Raw genomic sequence first — 16,849 nt, forward strand, 5'->3', positions numbered from 1 at the left:
AAAGGGCGCTTCTAAGTAACAATATACCGGGTATAGCCCGGAGTAAGAGATACGAGGAAGTCGAATGACCGACGAAATCAACGGAAAAGACGGAGATGACAGCGGCAAGCTGCTCTATTGCTCATTCTGCGGTAAGAGCCAGGATGAAGTACGTAAGCTGATCGCCGGCCCTTCCGTTTTTATCTGTGACGAATGTGTTGATTTGTGTAACGACATCATTCGGGAAGAGATTCAGGACGCAGAGCCTCAGGAGGATTCTGACCACCTGCCAACGCCTGCGGAGCTGAGCGCTGCGCTTGATGAATATGTCATCGGCCAGGAGCAGGCGAAGAAAGTGTTGGCAGTGGCCGTTTACAACCACTATAAGCGCCTGCGTTTCCAGAAGAGCAGTAAAAGTGGTGTGGAACTTGGCAAGAGTAATATTCTGCTGATCGGTCCAACCGGTAGCGGCAAGACTCTGCTGGCACAGACGCTGGCTCGTTTGCTGAATGTACCTTTCACCATTGCCGATGCAACCACGCTGACCGAAGCCGGTTATGTGGGTGAAGATGTCGAAAACATCATTCAGAAGCTCCTGCAGAAGTGTGATTATGATGTGGAGAAGGCCCAGTTGGGCATTGTTTACATTGATGAGATCGACAAGATTTCCCGTAAATCTGATAATCCATCAATCACCCGTGACGTGTCCGGTGAGGGTGTTCAGCAGGCTCTGCTGAAACTGATTGAGGGTACGGTTGCTTCGGTACCGCCTCAGGGTGGCCGTAAGCACCCGCAGCAGGAGTTCCTGCAGGTTGATACCTCTAACATCCTGTTTATCTGTGGCGGCGCCTTTGCCGGCCTTGAGCAGATTATCCGCGATCGTTCTGAGAAAAGCTCTATTGGCTTCAGTGCGGTGGTTAAGAGCAAGGATGAAGAAAAAACCGTGTCTGACAGCTTGCGTGAACTCGAAGCCGAAGACCTGGTTAAATATGGTCTGATTCCTGAGTTTGTGGGTCGTCTGCCCATGATTGCTACGCTGGCTGAGCTGGATGAGGATGCGCTGATTCAGATTCTGACTGAGCCTAAGAACAGCCTGACTAAGCAGTATGCTGCGCTGTTTGATATGGAAGGTGCTGAGGTTGATTTCCGCGAAGGTGCATTGCATGCTGTTGCCCGTAAGGCGCTGGAGCGCAAGACCGGTGCCCGTGGCCTGCGTTCCATCATGGAAGCGACCCTGCTGGATATTATGTACCAGCTCCCGTCCATGGATAACATCAGCAAGGTGGTGATTGATGAGGGTGTTATTAACGCCGAAAACGATCCGATCCTGATTTATGAGAATGCGGAACAGCAAAAAGCGGTACCTGAAGACTAATTGCTGATCGATTAGTGGTTTTAAAAAAGGATAGCTTTGCTATCCTTTTTTTATTTATGCTCAATAACTTATTTATAGAAGCGGTGGTCCATGGGAAGGGATAACAGCAGTGCATTCCAGGGGTTAAACCAGGAGCTGAAAACAGAGTTTTACAGCAGTTTTAAGGAGGCGATGGAGGAGCTTGATCACTGCTTCAGCACCCTTAACTGTCGTTACGATGAGTCAGTGGTGCATGAGATGTTCCGTGCTGTTCATTCGGTGAAGGGCAACTGTCATATGGTTTTTCTCGATGGCATTGCCGATGTCTGTCACCTGCTGGAAGATATTGTGGCAGAGATCCGTAAAGGGGGCGCTGCTTACACGCCACCGCTTGGTGAATTCATCACGCTGATATTTGCCCGGCTTGAGCAGTTGGTGGCCCAGGTCGTTGCCGGTGATGAGATTCGTGAAGCGGACATTCTGGTGCTGGAAAAAGGCGTATCCCGGGTATATGACGCTAAAGACAAGCTCAGAGATCAGGAGATACAGCACGCGCTGGACAGCTTCAGTGGTTTGCTCTCAAGCGCTGAGAGTCTCAGTGATAAGGTAATGCAGCGTCTTGATGAGCAGCCATTAAGAGATGACTTTGCTGCACTTGAGTTTATGCAGCGTATTGCCCACATCATGCAGGCTAAGTCTGTCCAGCACCGTGGTGATCTGGCTAAGCTTCAGGCGCTGGCCTTGCGCCTTAATGCTCTGCATGCTCAGGAAGAGGAACCGGATCAGTTATCTGCCGCTTTGAGTATGCTTAATCTTGGCAGCAAATTTGTTGCTTCACCGGTGTTTGACCTCAGCCCTGATTCACCCCAATGGGAACGACAGAAAGCGGAAGAACAGCTCGAGATTTCTGCGGGGTTCCTTCGGATTGGTGAGGGCTGGCAGCGCGCGGCAGTGATGATTGTTTATTCCCACGAGCGGTTTGATGGTAAAGGACCTAAGGGGCTGAAAGCTGAGCGGGTGCCCGCTGGCAGCATGATTCTGTCAATCTTGCGCTTCTATCAGCAGAGCTATCTGCGGTTGAAACGGGATTTTCGTGAGAAAATCGCAGTCGCCAAAAGCGTCAGCCTGGTACACGCTGAAATCGGTGCCCGGTTTGACCCGCAACTGGTTGAGGCGCTGGTTCAGATCGCCCGGGATGACCCTGCAGCGTTGATGCTGTAATGGCACAAAAAAAACGCAGCCCGGGCTGCGTTTTTTAATGTCTGTTGTGCTCTGCTCAGGGTTTAGCGCTGTGGCAGAACCCCTTTGAGTTTATCATTCATATCCAGCAGGCATTTCTCGGTGGTTTCCCAGTCGATGCAGGCATCAGTAACAGAAACGCCGTAGGCCAGATCATCCAGATTTTCAGGGATGGACTGATTGCCCCAGTTCAGGTGGCTCTCAATCATCAGGCCAACGATGGACTGGTTGCCCTCAAGAATCTGGTTGGCTGCGTTTTCGGCGACCAGTGGCTGCAGAGCAGGGTCTTTGCTGGAGTTTGCGTGGCTGCAGTCGATCATGATGTTGTTAGCCAGACCGGCTTTTTCCAGCGCCTGTTCACAGATCGCCACATTCACCGAATCATAGTTAGGTTTACCGCCGCCACCGCGCAGTACGACGTGACCGTACTGGTTACCTTTGGTGTGGACGATGGAAACCTGACCTTCAGCGTTAATTCCCAGGAAGCGGTGTGGAGCGCTGACAGATTTCAAAGCGTTGGTTGCTACGTCGAGGCCGCCATCGGTTCCGTTTTTGAAACCCACGGCACAGGAGAGGCCGGAAGACATCTCGCGGTGAGTCTGTGATTCTGTGGTGCGGGCACCGATTGCAGACCAGGAGATCAGATCCTGCAGATACTGAGGGGAGATCGGGTCGAGTGCTTCGGTCGCCAGAGGCAGGCCCATTTCCGACAGATCGATAAGCAGTTTACGGGCGATGTGCAGGCCCTCTTCAATTTCGAAGGAGTCGTTAAGGTGTGGATCGTTGATCAGGCCTTTCCAGCCCACGGTAGTCCGGGGCTTCTCGAAATACACACGCATCACCAGATAGAGAGAGTCTTTAACCTTTTCCTGCAGTTCCTGCAGTTTTTTGCCGTACTCGATCGCAGCATCAACATCATGGATAGAACAAGGCCCGATTACAACGAACAGGCGCGGGTCCTTGCGGTCAAGAATGTTTCTCACCACTTCGCGGCCCTGCATTACGGCAGCAGCAGCTTTTTCAGAGATTGGCAGTTCAGCTTTCAGGGCGTCCGGTGAAACCAGGACGGTATTGGATTCGATATTTAAATCTTCAACGCGTGTATCGGTCATTATTACTTATCCTGCAGTAGAGGGCCTTTAACGCTTTGTTTTAGTGGCTCTCTGGACTCTTTGTCATGGTGAGACCTGTTTTACCATAAAGCTATGCAGGTTATAAGTAGACGCCTGGGTTAATCTTCGTTAATTCTGATCTGAGCCAGTGCTTTCTGCTGCTTGTCGGAACAGCCGTGGTACAATGGCGCAAATCGCTCAGGGAGCTTGCGAATATGTTGTGCAGGCACTCTGGCTTGAGTGATGATTCACAATCAAGGAAATGCTTTGCAGCCATGTCCGGATCTTATACAAGGTAGTTCCTTAGCTGATGGATCGAACTGATTCGTTTTTCTGTTGTCAATCAGGCGTCTGGCATCTAATTCATAGGATTTATTGTGTTCGAGCTTCTCTGCCTGCCGCGGCGGCTTCTTCTTACTCTGCTTCTGATTTTTCCATTCACGGCCAGTGCCGGCCTGTTTGATAGCAATCCCTTCTCTGAAAGTGGTCCTCTTGAAGTGGATCAGGCGTTTAAATTTACCCATATTCAGCAGGGCAACAATCTGCGGCTGTTCTGGGAGATACCTGATGACTACTACCTGTATCGGGATCGCATCGAACTGAAAACAGATACGACTACCCGTATTCTGCAACGGAGTAACAGCCCGGCTGAACAAAAGAATGATCCTCTGTTTGGACAGGTCTGGGTTTATCATAATCAGGCTGAAGTGAATTTCAGTCTGGCCAGTGAATCCGAAACGGCAACGGACGCTACGCTGATTGTCACCTATCAGGGCTGTTGGGAAGGGGGAATCTGTTACCCTCCCGTAACCCGGGAGCTACGGTTGACGGGTATAACGCCGGTCAGTGATGAAGCGCTGTCACAGGTCGCTTCTGAGAAGGACACATCAAATCAGGCTCAGTCATCGGGGGAGGCCCGGGTATCTGTTACTCCGGTTACCCTGAGCGAGCAGGATCGCTTCGCAGCCATGCTCAGTGGTGACAATCTGGCCCTGACCCTGCTGGCGTTTTTTGTTGCCGGGCTGGCGCTGTCCTTCACGCCCTGCGTTTTTCCTATGATTCCGATTCTCTCCAGCATTATCGCCGGACATGGCGGCAAGGTGTCCGCAGGCCGTGGCTTTATGCTGTCTCTGATTTATGTTCTGGCAGTCTCTGTGACCTATACACTGGCGGGGATTTTTGCCGGGCTGTTTGGTGAAAACCTTCAGGCGATGTTCCAGAACCCCTGGATTATCGGCAGTTTCAGTCTGATCTTTGTCTTGCTGGCGCTCTCTATGTTCGGTTTTTATGAGCTTCAGTTGCATGCCGGTTTGCAGAGCCGTCTCAGTCAGGCAAGCAACAGCCGCAAGGGAGGCACGTTTACCGGTGTTGCCCTGATGGGGTTGTTGTCTGCGCTGATCGTCGGGCCCTGCATGGCTGCTCCGCTTGCCGGGGCACTGATCTACATCGGTCAGAGTGGTGATCCGGTACTGGGTGGTTCTGCGTTATTTTCCATGAGCCTGGGTATGGGTGTGCCGTTGCTGCTGATCGGTACTTCTGCTGCGAAGCTGCTGCCGCATGCCGGGGTCTGGATGGCGAAGGTAAAAGCCGTGTTTGGCGTGCTGTTACTGCTTATGGCGATCTGGATGCTGGATCGTATCGTGCCAACGGTTGTAACCATGTGGCTGACAGCCGTTGTGCTGATTCTGTCATCCGTTTACATGGGGGTTTTCAGTCGCGGCGATCGTACAGAGCACGCGGTTGTTAAGCTGGCTCGCGGGTTTGGCCTGATTGTGCTTATCTATGGTGCTTCGCTGATGATCGGAGCGCTCTCGGGCAGTAACAGTATGCTCTATCCACTGCAGGGGGTAGCCGGCACACAGGCTGCTGAGAAACGAGCCCTGCCGTTTGTTAAAGTCACAACGCCTGCCGGATTAGAGCAGCAGCTTGAGCAGGCCAGAGCAGCGGGCCAGCCGGTCATGCTGGATTTTTACGCGGATTGGTGTATCTCCTGCATCGAGCTGGAGGTGTATACCTTCGCTGATAATCAGGTTCAGTCTGCACTCGGTCATTACAAACTGATCAAAGTGGATGTGACGGCTAATGACAGCGCAGCCAAAGCCTTAAACCGGGCCTATTCTCTGATTGGCCCTCCGGCGCTCATTTTTTACAACGCCAATGGGGAGCACTTGCCGAACAAGACGTTAATCGGCGTGGTTGATCCTGAAGATTTTGTCACCCACATCAGTACCATCTGATCGCATATATCTGATAATGATTCCCCGAGGCGCCACCCCAGTGTGGCGCCTTTCTTTTTTACCTGCCGATTTCCTGCTTATTGCCTTCCTGTTTCAGGATCAGGCCTGGTTTTTGCAAAACACCTTTCTGGCTTAAAAATTTGTTTGCAGCAGGTTGCGACTGCGTGAGGTTGAAATGAACAGTCTGTGACGGCTCTGCCGTTTCGGTCTGGGCTATCAGCTAAACCGCGTAAGCCTTGGCTGTTGTGTTGTGGAGGGTGCCTGACGAAGTAGATGAGATTGTTATTTATCGTATGAATTAACTGCGTATCAGCCTCAGGCCTGTTGCCTGATGGGCGGGAGAGTATTGCCGCTTATCAGTGAAAACAGGCAAGGCTTTACCGCCTTTCAATCCGGGATGGAATTTTTGTTTTTGCATTCAGCAAGAACCGGTTTTCTGCGCCCTGAATTTTGATTTCTGCTGTGGAGCTGGCTCTGCGGTACGGTGGTTTTTACGCAACAAAAACAGGATCTACCGGAGGATGTAATGATTATTCAATCAAGTCATATACAGATGGGTGTTGAGCACGAGAAGGTGGAGCAAAGCCAACTGATCAGTCAGGTTATCAGTGGCGGTGATAATCAGATCAGTGGTTTTGGTTTTGCGTTACAGCGGGCACAATCCGAGTCCCTGTCTATGAATGCGGGATGGTTTACGCAGCTAAATGATACGCCGGAAGAGAATGGCACCGCGCCCTCAGTTCTGGTGCTGACAGATCAGGGTTTGCAGTTCAGAACAGCCGAGTCTGATTCCACCATGGAAGAGCAGCAGAGTCTTTATCGTGAACGTCTGCTCCAGATTCTGTTGAGTGCCCTCCATCCGCAAAACCGTTCTGTTACGCAGTCAGAACCCATTGAGTTACCGGCTGGCGCCGCAACTGAGCAGGCTCCAACACAACCGATCAGGCTGTCACCGGTTAGCCTCGAGCTTTCCTTCAGAGTGGAGGAGAGTATCAGTGAGTACGAATGTACAGCGTTCAACAGTTGCGGACGGGTGACCACTGCCGATGGGCGGGAGATCGAGTTCGCGCTCGATCTAAAGATGGAACGAAGCTATAGCGCAACCCGTGAATATGAGGAGACCCGGGAGGTGGTCTTTACGGATCCGTTAATCCTCAACTTTGATGGTAATGCAGCCGATCTGAGTGACGAAAAATATGAGTTTGATCTGGATGCGGATGGTGATCAGGAGCTGATCAGTTATCTTGCCGGGAACAGTGCGATGCTGGCCATTGATCGCAATGAAGATGGCATCATCAACGATGGTTCTGAGCTGTTTGGTGCGCTTAGTGGCAATGGTTTCGCCGATCTGTCAGCTTATGATGAAGATGGTAACCAGTACATTGATGAAGCGGATTCGATCTATGATGAACTGCTGCTCTGGAGTAAAACAGAATCGGGTGAAACCCTGGAAACTCTGGCGGAGCGGGATATAGGGGCGATCTATCTGGGTTCAACAGAAACGCCGTTTGATATCAAAGGGGAAGAGAATCAGCACAATGGCCGGGTTCGTGCCAGCGGTATCTATCTGACGGAAGCAGGTGAGGTAGGCACCCTGCAGCAGATTGATATGGTGGTCTGAGTCACAAGCCCGGGCCAGTCACCGGGACTGTGTCCGGGCTTTACTATACAATAGCCGCTGATTTTTCCCGGGAGATGCATCACTGATGCCTGATAATCTGCCTCTGACAGTCGTTCAGATCCGCCTGCTCCGTACTGCCATCTTTGCGACAGGTGTGATTCTGTTGCTGGGGCTGGTCTCGCCTATGCTGACCATGAGCCAGTTCTACTTTTTTGCCAGCTCATTTTCGGTGCTGGGTGGGGTGCAGAGTCTGTTTGTTGAGGGTGAGTATCTGCTGGGGGTGCTCATCTTTATGTTCAGCGTGGCCTTGCCTGTCGCCAAGTTATGGTTGCTGTATCGTCTTACAGACCAGACTCAACCTGCCGCTCAGCAGCGAAAATGGCTGCACTGGATGCACGAATACGGACGCTGGGCGATGCTGGATGTGATGGTCGTGGCTGTATTGATTGTGACTGTCAAACTGGGTGCGCTGGTTTCGGTCGAGGTCCATTGGGGGCTGTATATCTTTGCGTTGGCAGTGCTTTTAATTATGTTGTTAACCCGATACCTTGTGAAGTTAAGTGATGGATGAGTTAGGCCCGTTCTATACCCGGCTGGCGAAACGCAAAAACTCCCTGACCGTATTTAATCCTTACCGCGAACCTTTCAAACTGGCTAACCTGCAACGTTATCTTGAGCTGGTGTTCGCCCAGTCAGGGCCGCGGGTCATGCTGGTAGGCGAAGCGCCCGGGTTTAAGGGGTGCCGGCTGACTGGCATTCCGTTCTCCAGCGGGCGTTTGTTCAGTGACATTCAGCACCCGTTTCTCAAGGCGTTGGCTTCGCAGATTGAGTTAGACCCTTCTGACCTGAGCCATGAAAATACCGCATCGATTGTCTGGAACTACCTTAGCGGAAAATCGATCGTCCCTCTGTTCTGGAATGCGTTTCCATTTCACCCGCATCCATCCCGGGTGCAGAAGAAGAATCGGGCACCGAACCGGCTTGAGCAGGAGGAGGGGATGAGCTATCTGACTGAGCTGGTTGATTTGTATCAACCTGAATATATCGCCGGGCTGGGACGCAAGGGTGCTGATTCTGTGCAGAAAATGTTCCCGCAGCGTTCCGTCGCATATATTCGCCATCCATCTTATGGCGGCAAGCAGGATTTTATTCAGGGAATGGAGCTGCTGTTACATCAGACGCGGCTCTGATTTGTCTTTTATACGCAGGGAGCTGTAACCGGCAGGGAGTGTCAGTTAAAGGAAGTTAAATGCGCAAGCAGTTAGTGAGTATCGCGCTCCTTCTGCCGGCAATGGCGCTGGCAGATAAACCACACACATTCAGTCAGTCGAAGAAGCAGTTGGCAGTTATTTATGCTGACAACCAAACCAGCTTTTATTGCGGCTGTGAATATTACAAACAGGGTAAGAAATTAAAACCCGCACTGGCTGGCTGTGGCTACCAGCCAAGAAAAAATGCCAATCGTGCGAACCGGATCGAGTGGGAGCATGTGATGCCGGCCTGGGCGTTTGGGCATCAGTTACAGTGCTGGCAGGAGGGTGGACGTAAAGCCTGCCGGAAAGATCCGCGTTTCGTACAGATGGAAGGGGATATGCATAATCTGGTTCCCGCTGTAGGTGAGGTCAACGGAGATCGTTCTAATTACAGCTTTGGCATGTTACCCGGCGAGTCCCGGGTGTACGGTCGCTGTGATGTGGAGATCGATTTTAAAGCCCGAAAAGTTGAGCCCCCTGAGCAGATACGCGGAGATATAGCGCGAACCTATTTTTACATGCGGGATCGCTACGGGATAAAAATCAGTTCAAAGCAGGAGAAGCTATTCTCGGTCTGGGATCGACAGGACCCGGTCGATGCGTGGGAAAAGGAGCGTAATCTGCGAATCAGCAGGATACAGGGCAATGCTAACCCCTATGTCGACGGTGCCGAATCAGTTACAGTGAAGGAGTCGTCTGTGCTTGCAGGCCTGAGGCGGCTATTAAGTACGGATTAATCGTTAACGGTCTAGCCTTGCTGTTTTTTGAGGGAATATGAATGAATATTGTGAATCTGATTCTGGCAATTTTACTGCCACCACTCGGTGCCTTCTTACAGGTGGGCACCAGCAAGCATTTTATTATTAACCTGCTGCTATGCCTGTTAGGCTGGTTCCCGGGAATCCTGCATGCCGTCTGGCTGGTGGTAACCAACCAGAAAGGTTAACGCCGACGTTTATTTTGTCCGCTGCGACGGTTAGCCTGGGGTGATCGTCGCCGCTTCTGCCCGCTATTAAAGGCCCGGGGCTTCAGTTTCAGCTCCACTTCCAGAGTCCGGGCTTCGCCCGGTTGCAGTTTATCCAGTGTCCATTCACCAATGGCGTAACGAATCAGGCGCAGTGTCGGAAAACCTACCGCTGCGGTCATCCGTCGTACCTGACGGTTTTTGCCCTCAGTAATCTTCAGCTCAAGCCAGCTTGTAGGAATGTTCTTCCGCTCGCGTATCGGTGGATTCCTCGGCCACAGATCCGGTGCCGGTATCTCTATGGCTCCGGCCGGTAGGGTGAGGCCGTCTTTAAGTTCAACGCCTTCCCTGAGCTGTCGAAGCGCTGCTTCGCTGATAGCACCTTCTACCTGAACCCAATAAGTTTTCTCCAGCTTGGTTGCCGGGCTGGCCAGATGATGCTGTACCGGGCCTTTGTTGGTCAGAATGAGCAGGCCCTCTGAATCATAGTCAAGACGTCCCGCAGCATAGAAGCCGGGACGCTGGATGTAGTCGGCGAGGGTGGACTTGCCATCATCACTGGTAAATTGGGTAAGTACCTGAAAAGGCTTGTTAAAAAGGAGCAGTTCTGACATCGGTTCTGGCTGATAAAAAGTATCTGGATCGGATTGAAGGCGGTTGGCTGATCTATACTGAGTCTGTTCGCACAATAATAACACTCTCAGGCCATAGAGTATCAGGCCGTTTAATCAGATGGAGCATTTGCATGGGATACAGCAAAATTTCGATTCCAGAAGGTGAGAAAATTTCAGTCAATCAGGATTATTCACTGGTTGTACCTGATAAACCAATCATCCCTTATATTGTCGGTGACGGAATTGGCGTGGATGTTACTCCACCCATGCTGAAGGTGGTCGATTATGCCGTGAATAAAGCTTACGGTGGCCGAAGACAGATCGCCTGGATGGAGGTCTATGCGGGTGAAAAAGCGACTGCAGTTTATGATCAGGATACCTGGCTGCCGGATGAGACTCTGAGAGCTTTTAAAGAGTTTGTTGTAGGCATTAAGGGGCCGTTGACCACGCCGGTAGGTGGAGGCATTCGATCCCTCAATGTGGCACTTCGCCAGGAGCTGGATCTGTATGTCTGCCAGAGACCGGTACGGTGGTTTAAAGGTGTACCAAGCCCGGTTATTAAACCTGAAGATGTCGATATGGTGATCTATCGCGAGAATTCAGAAGATATTTACGCGGGTGTCGAGTGGAAAGCGGGCAGTCCTGAGGCCGATAAAGTGATCCGTTTCCTGAAAGAGGAGATGGGTGTCAGCAAAATTCGCTTCGATCAGAACTGCGGTATCGGTATCAAACCGGTGTCTGAAGAGGGTACCAAGCGGCTGGTCAGAAAAGCGCTGCAGTACTGTATCGACAATGACCGTGATTCCCTGACGCTTGTCCATAAAGGAAACATTATGAAGTTTACCGAAGGGGCTTTTAAAGACTGGGGCTATGAGCTGGCACGGGATGAATTTGCGGCGGAGCCATTGGATGGAGGCCCCTGGATGCAGTTCAAAAATCCGCAGAATGGAAAACAGATCATTGTTAAAGATGTGATCGCTGATGCGATGCTGCAGCAGATCTTACTCCGCCCGGCTGAGTATGATGTGGTTGCCACCCTGAATCTGAATGGTGACTATCTGTCTGATGCGCTGGCCGCAGAAGTGGGGGGGATCGGAATTGCTCCGGGAGCGAACCTCTCAGATAGTGTGGCGATCTTTGAGGCGACACACGGAACGGCGCCTAAATATGCGGGCAAGGATATGGTCAACCCGGGGTCTTTGATTCTGTCTGCAGAGATGATGCTGCGCCACCTGGGGTGGAGCGAAGCAGCAGATCTGGTCATCAAAGGGATGGATGGTGCGATTGGTGCGAAAACCGTCACATACGATTTTGAACGCTTAATGCAGGGGGCAACACTGTTGTCTTCATCTGAATTTGGCGATGCGATTATCGCAAATATGTAACTCAGCAGCGATTGGCTGTAAAAAGTGTCCCCCAAAAAGACCAGCCTTGCTGGTTTTTTTGGGGTGTCAGCATAAGTTGTTGGCTTATTATTGTTGTGTTTCTAAGGGTTTAATCTGGACTGCGTGGGTTCCCTTGGGTCCTGGTTTGGTTTCAAACTCGACCTTCTGGCCAGCTTTGAGGCTTTTGTAACCATCTACGTCGATCGCAGAATAATGGGCAAAGAGATCCTCTTCATGTTCGTCGGATAGGATAAAACCGTACCCTTTAGAATTGTTGAACCACTTTACTTTCCCTGTCTGCATAAATCACTCCCGTATCCAATAAACATCTGGATTACTAACCTGAACGTCCTACCCATTGGTGCTAGAATGACACTTAAGGTAGTTTCATATACTTGCAGGTACATCAGGGGTGAACCTATCCTGCCCCAGATCAAAAATGTAAGGCCGGTATGCCTGGCTAATTCTTGATCGTTTACCATAATAAATTGTAGTACAAGAAATTAGAAGACTTACATCAATGTTTATAGGTTTAAACGGAACAACCATTAGAATGTCTAATGAAGATCAACCGGATCAGGATCATTTTGACCATGGGCTTGTCACAGAGGAGGCTAAACCGCAATTAAAAAAGCCGCCCATGTATCGGGTTGTGCTGATCAATGATGATTACACCCCAATGGATTTTGTTGTGGCTGTGCTGATGATGTTTTTTTCTATGGACCAGGAAAAGGCGACACAGGTGATGCTTTCGGTCCATACTCAGGGAAAAGGAGTTTGCGGGATATTTACCCGTGATGTGGCTGAAACTAAAGCAGCTATAGTTAATCAATATGCCAGAGACAATAGTCATCCTCTGTTATGTGAAGTTGAGAAAGTCTGAAAGGAGCCGTCATGCTAAACCGAGAACTTGAAGACACGCTCAGTGCAGCTTTTCAGGCCGCGAAGGAAAAGCGACATGAATTTATCACTGTCGAACATCTGTTACTGGCGCTGCTGGACAACTACGAAGCACATGAAGTGCTCGCAGCCTGTGGTGCTAATTTTGAGGGTATACGAAAAAATCTTTCTGACTTCATAGAAGAAACCACGCCTTTACTGTCTGATACGCTTCCTGATCTGGATACACAGCCGACGCTTGGCTTCCAGCGGGTATTGCAGCGGGCTGTTTTCCATGTTCAGTCTTCAGGTAAGAATGAGGTGACAGGTGCTAATGTGCTGGTCGCGATCTTCAGTGAACAGGAGAGTCAGGCGGTCTACATTCTTCAGCAGCACGGTATTGAGCGTATTGATACGGTTAACTTTATCTCCCACGGCATCTCTAAGATGTCCGAGCATGACCATGATCATTCCGAAGCGCCGGTTGATAATGAAGGGGTAGAGGAAAAAGATGACAGCCCGCTGGCGAAATACGCGATCAATCTGAATATTGAAGCCGAGAAAGGCCGCATTGATCCACTGGTAGGGCGAGACAGTGAAGTTGAGCGGGTGGTTCAGATTCTCTCCCGTCGGCGTAAGAATAACCCGTTGCTGGTGGGTGAGGCCGGTGTTGGTAAAACGGCGATAGCCGAAGGCCTGGCCAAATTGATTGTGGAGCAGCAGGTTCCTGAGATTATTAAGGATTCAGTGGTTTATGCGCTGGATCTGGGGGCGTTGCTGGCGGGCACCAAATACCGCGGTGATTTTGAGAAGCGCCTGAAGGGTTTGCTCAACGAGATTAAAGAGAAGGATCATGCGGTCCTGTTTATCGATGAGATTCATACCATTATTGGTGCCGGTGCAGCATCCGGTGGATCGATGGATGCATCGAATCTGCTTAAACCGCTGCTCAGCTCAGGTCAGATCCGCTGTATCGGCTCGACGACTTTTCAGGAGTTCCGTGGCATCTTCGAGAAGGACCGGGCACTGGCGAGACGCTTCCAGAAAGTGGATGTGCTGGAGCCGAGTGTGGAGGATACCTACGCTATTCTTAAAGGCCTTAAACAGCGCTTCGAAGATCACCACGAGCTGCAATACAGTGATGCGGCGCTACGTGCTGCAGCAGAGCTGGCCGGTCGTTATATCAATGATAAGCATATGCCGGATAAGGCGATCGATGTGATTGATGAAGCCGGTGCTTACCAGCGACTGTTACCTGCGGAGTTGCGTAAATCTGAAGTTGAGGTGGAAGATATTGAGGCGATTGTCGCTAAAATTGCGCGCATCCCGCCGAAAAGCGTCTCTGCATCCGATAAGAATCAACTGGCTAAACTGGACTCTAACCTGAAAATGGTGGTGCTGGGGCAGGATGAAGCCATCGATACGCTCTCGTCGGCGATCAAGCTGTCCCGTGCAGGGCTTAAAGAGCCGAACAAGCCTGTGGGTTGTTTCCTCTTTGCCGGCCCAACCGGTGTAGGCAAAACGGAGGTCACGCAACAACTCGCCCGGATTATGGGTATTGAGCTGGTTCGTTTTGATATGTCGGAATATATGGAGCGGCATACGGTATCCCGTCTGATCGGCGCGCCTCCGGGCTATGTAGGCTACGATCAGGGCGGCCTGCTGACCGAAGCGATTACCAAGTCGCCGCACTGCGTTTTGTTGCTGGATGAGATTGAGAAAGCCCATCCTGAAGTCTTTAATCTGCTGCTGCAGGTTATGGATAACGGTACATTGACTGATAACAACGGGCGTAAAGCGGACTTCCGTAATGTGATTCTGGTGATGACGACCAACGCCGGGGCGGAAGATATGAGTCGTGCATCTATCGGCTTTACCAAGCAGGACCATGCAACGGATGGTATGGCGGCGATTCGTAAGATGTTTACCCCTGAATTCCGCAACCGTCTCGATGGCATTATTCAGTTCAAAGCGCTGAGTACCGATATTATCAAAGGCGTGGTTGATAAGTTCTTCGCTGAGCTGCAGGTGCAGTTGGAAGATAAGCGGGTGGTGTTGCATCTGGATGATTCTGCCCGCACCTGGTTTGCTGAGAAGGGTTATGATGCCCAGATGGGAGCAAGGCCTATGAAGCGTCTGATTCAGGAGAAGCTGAAGAAGCCACTGGCTGAGATGATCCTGTTTGGTGAACTCGCCGACGAAGGCGGTGAAGTATCTATCAGCGTGGATGAAAATGGGGAGATCAGCGTAGAGGCGATGAGCTGCGTCTGATCTTAAACGACCGGTTCGGATACCTTTGGTTGTCCGGGTCGGTTGTACCCTGGTCTGAAGCAGCGGGTCTGAAACAGCCGATTCAAAACACAAAAAAAGGCAGCTTGATGGCTGCCTTTTTTTGACTTTCCTGAACCGGAATTCAGGGAAGAGAGCGATGGTTAGCGGGCACGGTACACGATACGGCCTTTGCTCAGGTCGTAAGGAGTCAGTTCAACTTTAACCTTGTCGCCTGTCAGAATGCGGATGTAGTTCTTACGCATTTTGCCTGAGATGTGTGCAGTTACCACGTGACCGTTTTCGAGCTCAACCCGGAACATAGTGTTCGGGAGCGTGTCGATCACGGTGCCTTCCATTTCAATGCTATCTTCTTTAGCCATTAATTCTCTACCTTGTTAAGGATCTCCAGAGGTCTGGACCTGATAATTGCGCGGTATTGTGCCTGAAAACAGCGGTCATATCAAAGGTAAATCTGCCTAATCTCTTGATTAGCGCGGCTTAACCAGCATCCAGTCGCCGTCGATCAGAAGCTCAAAAGGAGAGAACGCTGTCTTGTAGCTCATCTTGCGGCAGGCTTTCACCCAATAGCCCAGGTAGAGGTAAGGTAGCTGGTGCTCCTCGCAGTACTGAAGTTGCCAGAGGATACAGTAGGTGCCGAGGCTGCGTTTGCTGAGTGACGGGTCGTAAAAGGTGTAGATGGCAGACATACCCTGTTCCAGCATATCCACCACACTGACAGCAAGCAGTCGCCCTTCAGGGTCGCGGAACTCCATAAAATAGGTATGTTCCTCACCTTCAACCAGAAATGAATTGAATTGCTCAAGGCTCGGTGGGTACATATCCCCGTCCTGATGGCGTTCATTGATGTAACGGGAATAAAGGGCGTAATACTCATCGCTGAACGCAGGCGTGGTCTTGCTGACGGTGAGATCGCGGTTTTTGTTGAGGATCCGTTGCTGGCTCTTACGAAATTTGAAGTGGCGAACAGGTACACGGACAGAGATGCAGGCATTACAGCCATCACAGTGCGGTCGATAAATGTGTTTACCGCTACGCCTGAAGCCCAGATCTGATAAGCGGCTATAGGTTGCCTGATCTATCTCGGCTTGCGGGTCGACAAACAGGGTCTTGGCCGTTTTGCCAGTGAGGTAGCTGCAATCATGCTCAGGCGTGGCATAAAAATGTAAAGCCCTGAGATTGGTCACGGGTTACTCCACAAAATCTACAGTCGGAGGTCGAACTGCCAGTCGTGACTGACGGGACTGTCCAGGTAGCGGTTAAGGTATTGCTGGAACTCTTCCCGGGGCATCTCGCTGGCACCAAGAGAGAGCAGGTGGTCATTGCTAACCTGACAGTCAATTAAAGCATAGCCCCAAATTTTGAGCTGTTCGACCATTTTTATAAAGGCGATCTTGGAAGCATCGCGTTGCCGGCTGAACATGGATTCACCAAAAAACAGCTTACCCATCGCCAGTCCATACAGGCCGCCTGCCAGCTCATCATCTATGTAGACCTCAACCGAATGGGCTATACCGCGCTTATGCAGTAGTGCGTAGGCCTGCTGCATCTCCTCAGTGATCCAGGTTCCGTCAGAATCTCTGCGTGGCCCGGCGCATGCGGCCATAACAGAATTGAAATCCTTATTAAAAACAACGCGGTAGTCGTTTTTGTTAAGGCGCTTTCGCATGCTTCTGGAAATGTGGATCTGATCCGGGATCAGTACGCAGCGCGGGTCAGGGCTCCACCAGAGAACGGGTTCTCCCGGGCTGTACCAGGGGAAAATTCCGCTACGGTATGCGCTGATTAAACGCTCCTGAGAGAGTCCGCCGCCGGCTGCCAGTAGCCCGTTAGGGTCTTCCAGCGCCTGACTGATCGGAGGGAAGGGGTCTGTAGGATATTGAAGCCAGGGGATCATAAGATGGAGGAGCCGCAGTGGGCGAC

Annotated in this window: 17 protein-coding genes; 11 read left to right on the plus strand and 6 right to left on the minus strand. The window is 51.1% G+C overall.

Annotated features, from left to right (window positions below):
- The first annotated feature begins 64 nt into the window (after positions 1-64).
- Positions 65-1,354, plus strand: coding sequence for an ATP-dependent protease ATP-binding subunit ClpX (gene clpX / locus QUD59_RS16735; protein WP_286238356.1), 1,290 nt, complete (start codon positions 65-67; stop codon positions 1,352-1,354).
- 171 nt (positions 1,355-1,525) lie between these two features.
- Entirely contained in the window at positions 1,526-2,554 is a 1,029-nt protein-coding gene (locus QUD59_RS16740) for an Hpt domain-containing protein (RefSeq protein ID WP_286238358.1), read from the plus strand.
- A gap of 62 nt (positions 2,555-2,616) precedes the next feature.
- Here QUD59_RS16740 and QUD59_RS16745 read toward each other — a convergent pair whose 3' ends face one another.
- On the minus strand, positions 2,617-3,684 hold the full coding sequence (locus QUD59_RS16745; protein WP_286238359.1) for a 3-deoxy-7-phosphoheptulonate synthase: 1,068 nt from the start codon (positions 3,682-3,684) through the stop codon (positions 2,617-2,619).
- A gap of 377 nt (positions 3,685-4,061) precedes the next feature.
- On the opposite strand from QUD59_RS16745, the gene dsbD reads away from it, so the two are divergent.
- The 6 genes from dsbD to QUD59_RS16775 all read left to right on the plus strand — a co-directional run bounded on the left by dsbD (position 4,062) and on the right by QUD59_RS16775 (position 9,741).
- On the plus strand, positions 4,062-5,921 hold the full coding sequence (dsbD, locus tag QUD59_RS16750; RefSeq protein WP_286238360.1) for a protein-disulfide reductase DsbD: 1,860 nt from the start codon (positions 4,062-4,064) through the stop codon (positions 5,919-5,921).
- A 526-nt stretch (positions 5,922-6,447) separates the two neighbouring features.
- The gene (locus tag QUD59_RS16755; protein ID WP_286238361.1) at positions 6,448-7,542 is read left to right on the plus strand and encodes an SPM autocatalytic domain-containing protein; all 1,095 of its coding nucleotides are present in this window, start codon (positions 6,448-6,450) and stop codon (positions 7,540-7,542) included.
- Positions 7,543-7,627: 85 nt separating this feature from the next.
- Positions 7,628-8,113, plus strand: a complete 486-nt coding sequence (locus tag QUD59_RS16760; protein WP_286238362.1) for a paraquat-inducible protein A — start codon at positions 7,628-7,630, stop codon at positions 8,111-8,113.
- A complete protein-coding gene (locus QUD59_RS16765; RefSeq protein ID WP_286238364.1) occupies positions 8,106-8,732 on the plus strand; it encodes a uracil-DNA glycosylase family protein in 627 nt (208 codons plus the stop codon). Before QUD59_RS16760 ends, QUD59_RS16765 begins: the two co-directional genes overlap by 8 nt.
- Before the next feature lie 59 nt (positions 8,733-8,791).
- Complete coding sequence (locus tag QUD59_RS16770) at positions 8,792-9,532, plus strand: endonuclease (protein ID WP_286238365.1); 741 nt, start codon at positions 8,792-8,794, stop codon at positions 9,530-9,532.
- A 41-nt stretch (positions 9,533-9,573) separates the two neighbouring features.
- Positions 9,574-9,741, plus strand: coding sequence for a YqaE/Pmp3 family membrane protein (locus QUD59_RS16775; protein WP_286238367.1), 168 nt, complete (start codon positions 9,574-9,576; stop codon positions 9,739-9,741).
- Here the strand turns inward: QUD59_RS16775 and QUD59_RS16780 are convergent.
- Positions 9,738-10,373, minus strand: coding sequence for a pseudouridine synthase (locus tag QUD59_RS16780; protein ID WP_286238369.1), 636 nt, complete (start codon positions 10,371-10,373; stop codon positions 9,738-9,740). The genes QUD59_RS16775 and QUD59_RS16780 overlap by 4 nt on opposite strands.
- A gap of 131 nt (positions 10,374-10,504) precedes the next feature.
- On the opposite strand from QUD59_RS16780, the gene icd reads away from it, so the two are divergent.
- The gene (gene icd / locus QUD59_RS16785) at positions 10,505-11,758 is read left to right on the plus strand and encodes an NADP-dependent isocitrate dehydrogenase (protein ID WP_286238370.1); all 1,254 of its coding nucleotides are present in this window, start codon (positions 10,505-10,507) and stop codon (positions 11,756-11,758) included.
- 87 nt (positions 11,759-11,845) lie between these two features.
- Here the strand turns inward: icd and cspD are convergent, their stop codons facing one another.
- Positions 11,846-12,061 carry a cold shock domain-containing protein CspD gene (cspD, locus tag QUD59_RS16790; RefSeq protein ID WP_286238373.1) on the minus strand — a complete coding sequence of 72 codons (216 nt, stop codon included), beginning with the start codon at positions 12,059-12,061 and terminating at the stop codon, positions 11,846-11,848.
- Positions 12,062-12,311: 250 nt separating this feature from the next.
- On the opposite strand from cspD, the gene clpS reads away from it, so the two are divergent.
- Both clpS and clpA read left to right on the plus strand, forming a co-directional pair.
- Positions 12,312-12,641 (plus strand): ATP-dependent Clp protease adapter ClpS, encoded by a 330-nt coding sequence (gene clpS / locus QUD59_RS16795; RefSeq protein WP_434025368.1) that lies wholly within the window; start codon positions 12,312-12,314, stop codon positions 12,639-12,641.
- Between the two features lie 11 nt (positions 12,642-12,652).
- The gene (gene clpA / locus QUD59_RS16800; RefSeq protein WP_286238378.1) at positions 12,653-14,908 is read left to right on the plus strand and encodes an ATP-dependent Clp protease ATP-binding subunit ClpA; all 2,256 of its coding nucleotides are present in this window, start codon (positions 12,653-12,655) and stop codon (positions 14,906-14,908) included.
- Between the two features lie 161 nt (positions 14,909-15,069).
- Here the strand turns inward: clpA and infA are convergent, their stop codons facing one another.
- The 3 genes from infA to aat form a co-directional block, all read right to left on the minus strand.
- Positions 15,070-15,288: a translation initiation factor IF-1 gene (gene infA / locus QUD59_RS16805; RefSeq protein ID WP_007019821.1), complete on the minus strand. Its 219-nt coding sequence runs from the start codon at positions 15,286-15,288 to the stop codon at positions 15,070-15,072.
- 108 nt (positions 15,289-15,396) lie between these two features.
- Positions 15,397-16,113, minus strand: coding sequence for an arginyltransferase (locus tag QUD59_RS16810; protein ID WP_286238386.1), 717 nt, complete (start codon positions 16,111-16,113; stop codon positions 15,397-15,399).
- Between the two features lie 17 nt (positions 16,114-16,130).
- The gene (gene aat / locus QUD59_RS16815; protein ID WP_286238387.1) at positions 16,131-16,823 is read right to left on the minus strand and encodes a leucyl/phenylalanyl-tRNA--protein transferase; all 693 of its coding nucleotides are present in this window, start codon (positions 16,821-16,823) and stop codon (positions 16,131-16,133) included.
- Between the last annotated feature and the right edge of the window lie 26 nt (positions 16,824-16,849).

It is taken from the genome of Neptuniibacter halophilus (assembly GCF_030295765.1).
Lineage (GTDB): Bacteria > Pseudomonadota > Gammaproteobacteria > Pseudomonadales > Balneatricaceae > Neptuniibacter > Neptuniibacter halophilus.